A 7,274-nucleotide genomic window follows, 5' to 3' on the forward strand; every position below is an offset into this window, starting at 1 on the left:
TGTGTATAAGAGACAGGTGGTCGCCGGGGGCCGGGGGTGCCCGGTCCGACGAGGTCGGTCAGACGGAGCGGACGGCCGCAGGGTCGAGCGCGTGCGCGGTGTCGCCGGTGACGAGGTAGACGACGCGGCGCGCGACGGACACGGCGTGGTCGCCGAACCGCTCGTAGTAGCGCCCGAGCAGGGTGACGTCGACCGTCTCCTGCGCGGGGCGCCGCCACTCGCCGGACAGCATCGCGGTGAACGTGTCGGTGTGCAGGGCGTCCAGCAGGTCGTCGTCCTGCTCGATGCTCTCCGCGAGGGCGAGGTCCCGCGTCTCGAGGAGCGTCGTGGTGCGCCGGGCGACGCGCACGGCGGCGTCCTGCATCTGCGTGAACGTCTCCTCCAGGCCCTCGGGCACGGCGCCGCGCGGGTAGCGCAGGCGCGTGACCTGGGCGACGTGCCGGGCGAGGTCGCCCATCCGCTCGAGCGACGCGCTCATGCGCAGCGCCGAGACGACGACGCGCAGGTCGGTCGCGACGGGCTGCTGCTGCGCGAGCAGGCGCACGCACCGCTCGTCGAGGTCGCGCTCGAGGGCGTCGATGGCGAGGTCGTCGGCGATCACCGACTCCGCCAGCCGGAGGTCGGCCGTGAGGAGCGCCTGACCGGCGCTCGTGACGGCCTGCTCGACGCGGCCGCTCATGGCGACCAGGTCCTCGCCGAGCTGCTTGAGCTCGGCGTCGAAGATGTCCCGCATGGTGTCCTCTCTGCGCGCAGGTGCGCGTTGCGGCCCACACCGTCGCACGGCCCGGTGAACGCTCGTCACCGCGCAGGTGAACACCCGGCGGCCGGGCGGCGTCGGTGCCCGCCGGTGGCGGGGCGGGCCCCGGACGTCGGCCTAGTGTGGGCGCGTGGAGTGGATGGACGGCCTCGCGCCGCTGGTGGCCGGGGCGCTCGGCGTGCTCGTCGGCGCGTTCGCCGTGGGCGCGTTCCGGTGGAGCGAGCGCGCGCAGCGCACGGTGCCGCCCCAGCCCGAGCCCGAGCTCGACGACGGCCTCGTCCGGACGCTCGCGGTGCTGCGGTCCGCGGCGGTCGTGCTCGACGCCGAGGACCGGGTGGTGCGCGCGAGCCCGCCGGCGCACGCCCTGGGCCTGGTCCGGGACGGTCGTCTGGTGCATGCCGCGATGCGCGACCTGGTGGAGGCCGTGCGCCGCGACGGCGTCATCCGGGACGAGGAGGTCGACGTCCCGCGCGGCCCGGTCGGCGCCGGTCGGCTGCTCGTGCAGGCGCGCGTCGCGCAGGTGACGCCCGAGCACGTGCTGCTCCTCGCGGAGGACCTCACGCAGGCCCGCCGCCTCGAGGCCATCCGCCGCGACTTCGTCGTCAACGTCTCGCACGAGCTGAAGACGCCCGTCGGCGCGCTGTCCCTGCTGGCGGAGACGGTGCAGGACGCGGCGGACGACCCGGAGGCGGTGCGCCGGTTCACCGGCCGCATGCAGGCGGAGGCCGTCCGGCTGTCCGCGCTGGTGCACGAGATCATCGAGCTGTCCCGCCTGCAGGCCACCGGGGCGCTGGAGGAGCTCGCGCCCGTCGCGGTCGACGACGTCGTCGCCGAGGCGGTCGACCGCGCCCGCACGGGCGCCGACGCCAAGCAGGTGCGCGTCAGCGCGGGCGGTGCGCGGGGCGTCATGGTGTTCGGCGACCACAACCTGCTCGTCACCGCGGTGCGCAACCTGCTCGACAACGCGGTGGCGTACTCGCCGGAGGGGACGCAGGTCGCGGTCGGCGTCGCGCGCCGCGGCGAGCTGGTCGAGATCGCGGTCGTCGACGAGGGCGTCGGCATCGACCCGGCCGACCAGGAGCGCGTGTTCGAGCGGTTCTACCGCGTCGACCCGGCGCGCTCGCGCGACACCGGCGGTACCGGTCTCGGCCTGTCGATCGTCAAGCACGTCGCGGCGGACCACGGCGGCGACGTGTCGGTGTGGTCGCAGCCCGGCCGCGGCTCGACGTTCACGCTGCGCCTGCCCGTCGCGGACTCCCGCCCCGTGGACGACCGGACCACGGCGTCGTCCGGCGTGCCGGCCACCCCGCCCCCGACCAGCGCCGGCGGCCCGCCGGACCGAACCCCGTCCAGGAGCACCCCGTGACCCGCATCCTGCTCGTGGAGGACGAGGAGTCCTACCGCGACCCCCTCGCGTACCAGCTGAGCCGCGAGGGCTACGACGTCGTGACCGCCGCGACCGGCCCCGAGGCGCTCGAGCGCTTCGCGGACGGCGGCGCCGACCTCGTCCTGCTCGACCTCATGCTGCCCGGCCTGCCCGGGACGGAGGTGTGCCGGCGGCTGCGGCTGGAGTCCGACGTGCCGGTCATCATGCTCACGGCCAAGGACGACGAGATCGACAAGGTCGTGGGCCTCGAGCTCGGCGCCGACGACTACGTGACGAAGCCGTACTCGTCGCGCGAGCTGCTGGCGCGGATCCGCGCGGTGCTGCGCCGCCGCGAGGCGGGCGCCCGGGCCGCGGGCGGCGCGGACGACGCGGAGGACGACGGCACGCTCGAGGTGGGGGGCGTCCGCATGGACGTCGACCGGCACACCGTGCACGTCGACGGCGCGCTCGTGCCGTTCCCGCTCAAGGAGTTCGAGCTCCTCGAGCTGCTGCTGCGCAACCCGGGCCGCGTGCTCACGCGCGGGCAGCTCATCGACCGCGTGTGGGGCTCGGACTACGTCGGCGACACCAAGACGCTCGACGTCCACGTCAAGCGCATCCGCGCCAAGATCGAGGCGGACCCGTCCGCGCCGACGCTCCTGACGACGGTCCGCGGGCTCGGCTACAAGCTGTCGGACGTCCCCGACGAGTGAGCGCCGCGGCGCCGGCGCGTGAGCCCCGTCACGCGCGCCGGCGCCGCCCCGGGACGAACCACCCGGACCACGTCCTGGACGGTCGTCTGGTCGACCATCGTTCATCCCCGGTTCACCGAGGGCCGCCGAGGCGGTCACCTCGCGTCCCTACCGTCGACCACGGCCGCGCACCGACCGGTGCGCGCGGATCGACAGGATGGGTCACAGTGAAGCTCTCCCCCCGCAACCGTCTCGGTGCCGTCGCCCTCACCGGCGCGCTGGCGCTGACCCTGGCCGCGTGCAGCTCCGGTGGCAACGCCGAGGAGCCGGCCGGCACCGCCGGCGGTGACGCCCCCGCCGAGCTGAGCGGCTCGCTCGCCGGTGCGGGCGCCTCCTCGCAGGAGAAGGCCGTCGCCGGCTGGATCGCCGGCTTCAACGAGCAGTTCCCCGACGTGGCCGTGTCGTACGACGCCGTGGGCTCGGGCGGTGGCCGCGAGCAGTTCCTCGCCGGCGCCGTGCAGTTCGCCGGCTCCGACGCCGCGCTGGACGAGGAGGAGCTGGCCGCCGCGGAGGAGCGCTGCGTCGGCGGCGAGGCCGTCGAGCTGCCGCTCTACATCTCCCCGATCGCCGTCGTCTACAACCTCCCCGACGTGGACGCGGACAACATCAACATGTCGGCCGCGACGATCGCGAAGGTCTTCAACCGCGAGATCACGACGTGGAACGACCCGGCGATCGCCGCCGAGAACCCCGACGTCGAGCTCCCCGCGATCGACATCATCCCCGTCAACCGCTCGGACGAGTCCGGCACGACGGAGAACTTCACCGAGTACCTCGCCGCCGCGTCCGAGGGCGCGTGGCCGCACGAGGCCAGCGGCGACTGGCCGCTGTCGGGCGGTCAGTCCGGCCAGGGCACGCAGGGCGTCATCGACACGGTGACGGGTGCCGAGGGTGCCATCGGCTACGCCGACGCGTCGCGCGCCGGTGACCTGGGCACGGTCGCGCTGAAGGTCGGCGAGGAGTACGTGCCGTTCTCGGCCGAGGCCGCCGCGGCCGTCGTCGACGCCTCCCCGCGCGCCGAGGGCGCGACGGAGAACCGCCTCGTCGTCGAGCTCGACCGCACCACGACCGAGGCCGGCGCCTACCCGCTGGTCCTCATCTCGTACCACATCGCCTGCTCGGTGTACGAGGACCAGGCCGACGCGGACAACGTCAAGGCGTACCTGACCTACGTCGCGAGCGAGGCCGGCCAGGAGCGCGCGGCCGACCCGAGCGTCGCCGGTGCCGCCCCGATCTCGGAGGACCTGCGCACCGAGGTCCAGTCCGCGATCGACGCCATCACCGCGGGCTGACCGAGCCCACGAGCGTGACCGCACCGGACGGGAGCCGTCCCGGGACACGACGTCCCGGGGCGGCTCCCGGCCGTGCCGACGGGCCCCGCCCGCCGGCCGCACCCCGCAGCACCCGCACGACACCCTCCCCACCCTCCCCACCCACCGGAGAAGCCGTGGCTCTCACCACCACTCCCGCCCGCCGGTCCGGGGCCGCGCCCGACGGCGCCCCGGCCGACGCGGCCGCGGCCGTCCGCGCGGCGTCGACGGGCCGCGTCGGCAGCAAGGTCTTCGCCGGCCTGTCCACCGGTGCGGGCGTCCTCATCCTCGTGACGCTCGCGGCGGTCGCGATCTTCCTGCTCGTCGAGGCCTGGCCGGCGCTGACGGCGTCGTCCGAGGAGCTCGGCGAGATCTCCTGGTTCAACGGCGGCTCGGTCGCCGAGTACGTCGGGCCGCTCGTCTTCGGCACGCTGCTCGCGGCGCTGCTGGCGCTCGTCATCGCCGTGCCCGTCTCGGTCGGCATCGCGCTGTTCATCTCGCACTACGCACCGCGCCGCCTGGCGCAGGGCCTCGGCTACCTGGTCGACCTGCTGGCGGCGATCCCGTCGGTCGTCTACGGCCTGTGGGGCGCCCTGTGGCTGCTGGGCGTGGTCGACCCCTTCTTCACGTGGCTGTCCTCGACGCTCGGGTTCGTGCCGCTGTTCGCGGACTACCAGGCGCCGGCCAAGAACGTGCTGTCCGCCGCGATCGTGCTCGCCGTGATGATCCTGCCGATCATCACCGCCGTCTCGCGCGAGGTGTTCCTGCAGACGCCGCGCCTGCACGAGGAGGCGTCGCTCGCGCTCGGCGCGACGCGCTGGGAGATGGTCCGCCAGGCCGTCCTGCCGTTCGGGCGCTCGGGCGTCATCAGCGCGTCGATGCTGGGCCTCGGCCGCGCGCTCGGCGAGACGATGGCCGTGCTCATGGTCATCTCGCCCGGGTTCCTCTACTCGTTCGAGCTGCTCCGGCCGGGGCAGCACCAGACCATCGCCGCGAACATCGCCTCCAAGTTCCCGGAGGCCAGCGGGCTGTCGGTGAGCGCGCTCATCGCCACGGGCCTCGCGCTGTTCGTCATCACGTTCGCGGTCAACTTCGTCGCGCGGTGGATCATCGCGCGCCGCGCCGAGTTCTCGGGAGCCAACTGATGGCCGTCGACACCGCCCCCGCGACCGGCTCGTCGCTCGTCGACCCGGGTCAGGGCCGCCTGCCGCGGTGGAGCGCCTGGGCGTTCCCCGCCGGCGGCCTCGTCGTCGCGTTCCTGCTCCTGCTCGCGCTGGGCACCCCCACGGTCACGGGCGTCGTGGTGCTCGGCGCCGTGCTCTACGCGGTCGCGCTGACCGGCGCCTCGTTCGTCGTCGAGGGCCGCCGCCGTGCCACCGACCGGCTCGCGACGACGCTCGTCACGGGCGCGTTCCTGCTCGCGCTGGTGCCGCTGGTCTCGCTGATCACCCTCGTGGTCGGGCGGGGCGTCGCCCGGTTCGGCGTGCCGTTCCTGACGACCGACATGGTCGGGGTGTTCGGCGACATGACCGAGGGCGGCATCGCCCACGCGATCATCGGGACGCTGCTCATCACGCTGGCGGCGGCCGTCATCTCGGTGCCGATCGGCCTCCTGACCGCGATCTACCTGGTCGAGTACGGCCGCGGCCCGCTCGCGCGGTCCATCACGTTCCTCGTCGACGTCATGACGGGCATCCCGTCGATCGTCGCCGGCCTGTTCGGGTTCGCGCTGTTCACGCTGATCTTCGGCCCCGCGTACCGCGCGGGGATCATGGGCGCCGTGGCGCTCGCGCTGCTGATGACGCCGGTGGTCATCCGCTCGGTCGAGGAGATGCTGCGGCTCGTCCCGAACGAGCTGCGCGAGGCCTCGTACGCCCTCGGCGTCCCGAAGTGGCTGACGATCGTCAAGGTCGTGCTGCGGACGGCTGCCGCGGGCATCGTCACGGGTGTCATGCTGGCCGTGGCGCGCGTCATCGGCGAGACGGCGCCCCTGCTGCTCACCGTCGGGCTCGTGACGCAGGTCAACACCGACCTGTTCGACGGGCGCATGGCCACGCTGCCCGTGTTCGCCTACCGCCAGTACGAGCAGGGCGGCACCGGCATCGACCGGGCGTGGGCCGCCGCGCTCACCCTCATCCTCATCGTCATGCTGCTCAACCTGCTCGCCCGGTTGATCAGCCGCTGGTTCGCCCCCAAGGGCGCCCGCTGACCGCCGATCCGTCCCGGATCACGAAAGGAAATCCCATGTCCAAGCGGATCGACGTCTCGGACCTCGACGTCTACTACGGCGACTTCCTCGCCGTCGAGGGCGTCACGATGGCCATCGAGCCCCGGCAGGCGACCGCGCTGATCGGGCCGTCCGGCTGCGGCAAGTCGACCTTCCTGCGCACCCTCAACCGCATGCACGAGGTCATCCCGGGCGCGCGCGTGACCGGCAAGGCGCTCATGGACGGCCAGGACCTCTACGGGTCGGACGTCGACCCGGTGACGGTGCGCCGCCAGATCGGGATGGTCTTCCAGCGGCCGAACCCGTTCCCGACGATGTCCATCGCGGACAACGTCCTCGCGGGCGCCAAGCTCAACAACCGCCGCATGTCCAAGGGCGACGCGCAGGACCTCGTCGAGCAGTCCCTGCAGGGCGCGAACCTGTGGAACGAGGTCAAGGACCGCCTCGAGCGTCCCGGCTCCAGCCTCTCCGGCGGGCAGCAGCAGCGCCTGTGCATCGCGCGCGCGATCGCGGTGCGCCCGCAGGTGCTCCTCATGGACGAGCCCTGCTCCGCCCTCGACCCGATCTCCACGCTCGCGATCGAGGACCTCATCGCCGAGCTGAAGAGCGACTACACGATCGTCATCGTCACGCACAACATGCAGCAGGCCGCGCGCGTGTCCGACAAGACGGCGTTCTTCAACATCGCCGGCACCGGCAAGCCCGGCAAGCTCATCGAGATGGACGACACGGCCACGATGTTCTCGTCGCCGCGCGAGCAGGCGACCGAGGACTACATCTCCGGCCGCTTCGGCTGACCGGGCCGGTGCGGCCGCGCGGCCGCACCCGACCCCCGACGCGACGACGGGCGCCCACCGTGCGG

7 protein-coding genes are annotated in these 7,274 nt (G+C 73.5%); 6 read left to right on the forward strand and 1 reads right to left on the reverse strand.

Going from position 1 to position 7,274, the window contains the following annotated elements:
- Positions 1-58: 58 nt before the first annotated feature.
- Positions 59-733, reverse strand: a complete 675-nt coding sequence (gene phoU, locus ACFUMH_RS17795) for a phosphate signaling complex protein PhoU (protein ID WP_378208690.1) — start codon at positions 731-733, stop codon at positions 59-61.
- 163 nt (positions 734-896) lie between these two features.
- Here phoU and ACFUMH_RS17800 point away from each other — a divergent pair, with 163 nt between their 5' ends.
- From ACFUMH_RS17800 to pstB, 6 genes are all read left to right on the forward strand, one after another.
- Positions 897-2,123, forward strand: a complete 1,227-nt coding sequence (locus ACFUMH_RS17800) for a sensor histidine kinase (RefSeq protein ID WP_378208702.1) — start codon at positions 897-899, stop codon at positions 2,121-2,123.
- Entirely contained in the window at positions 2,120-2,836 is a 717-nt protein-coding gene (locus tag ACFUMH_RS17805) for a response regulator (RefSeq protein WP_378208692.1), read from the forward strand. Before ACFUMH_RS17800 ends, ACFUMH_RS17805 begins: the two co-directional genes overlap by 4 nt.
- 206 nt (positions 2,837-3,042) lie before the next feature.
- On the forward strand, positions 3,043-4,167 hold the full coding sequence (gene pstS, locus ACFUMH_RS17810; protein ID WP_378208694.1) for a phosphate ABC transporter substrate-binding protein PstS: 1,125 nt from the start codon (positions 3,043-3,045) through the stop codon (positions 4,165-4,167).
- 155 nt (positions 4,168-4,322) lie between these two features.
- Positions 4,323-5,330, forward strand: coding sequence for a phosphate ABC transporter permease subunit PstC (gene pstC / locus ACFUMH_RS17815; protein ID WP_378208696.1), 1,008 nt, complete (start codon positions 4,323-4,325; stop codon positions 5,328-5,330).
- The gene (gene pstA / locus ACFUMH_RS17820) at positions 5,330-6,394 is read left to right on the forward strand and encodes a phosphate ABC transporter permease PstA (protein WP_378208698.1); all 1,065 of its coding nucleotides are present in this window, start codon (positions 5,330-5,332) and stop codon (positions 6,392-6,394) included. Before pstC ends, pstA begins: the two co-directional genes overlap by 1 nt.
- A 35-nt stretch (positions 6,395-6,429) precedes the next feature.
- The gene (gene pstB, locus ACFUMH_RS17825) at positions 6,430-7,209 is read left to right on the forward strand and encodes a phosphate ABC transporter ATP-binding protein PstB (RefSeq protein WP_378208700.1); all 780 of its coding nucleotides are present in this window, start codon (positions 6,430-6,432) and stop codon (positions 7,207-7,209) included.
- Positions 7,210-7,274 lie beyond the last annotated feature (65 nt).

The organism is Cellulomonas sp. NPDC057328, from assembly GCF_042667215.1.
Lineage (GTDB): Bacteria > Actinomycetota > Actinomycetes > Actinomycetales > Cellulomonadaceae > Cellulomonas.

What these genes read in the sequence shown, in the direction of transcription:
- pstA (WP_378208698.1), top strand. Translation starts at nt 5,330, where the DNA reads ATGGCCGTCGACACCGCCCCCGCGACCGGCTCGTCGCTCGTCGACCCG.
- pstB (WP_378208700.1), top strand. Translation starts at nt 6,430, where the DNA reads ATGTCCAAGCGGATCGACGTCTCGGACCTCGACGTCTACTACGGCGAC.
- ACFUMH_RS17800 (WP_378208702.1), top strand. Translation starts at nt 897, where the DNA reads ATGGACGGCCTCGCGCCGCTGGTGGCCGGGGCGCTCGGCGTGCTCGTC.
- phoU (WP_378208690.1), bottom strand. Translation starts at nt 733, where the DNA reads ATGCGGGACATCTTCGACGCCGAGCTCAAGCAGCTCGGCGAGGACCTG.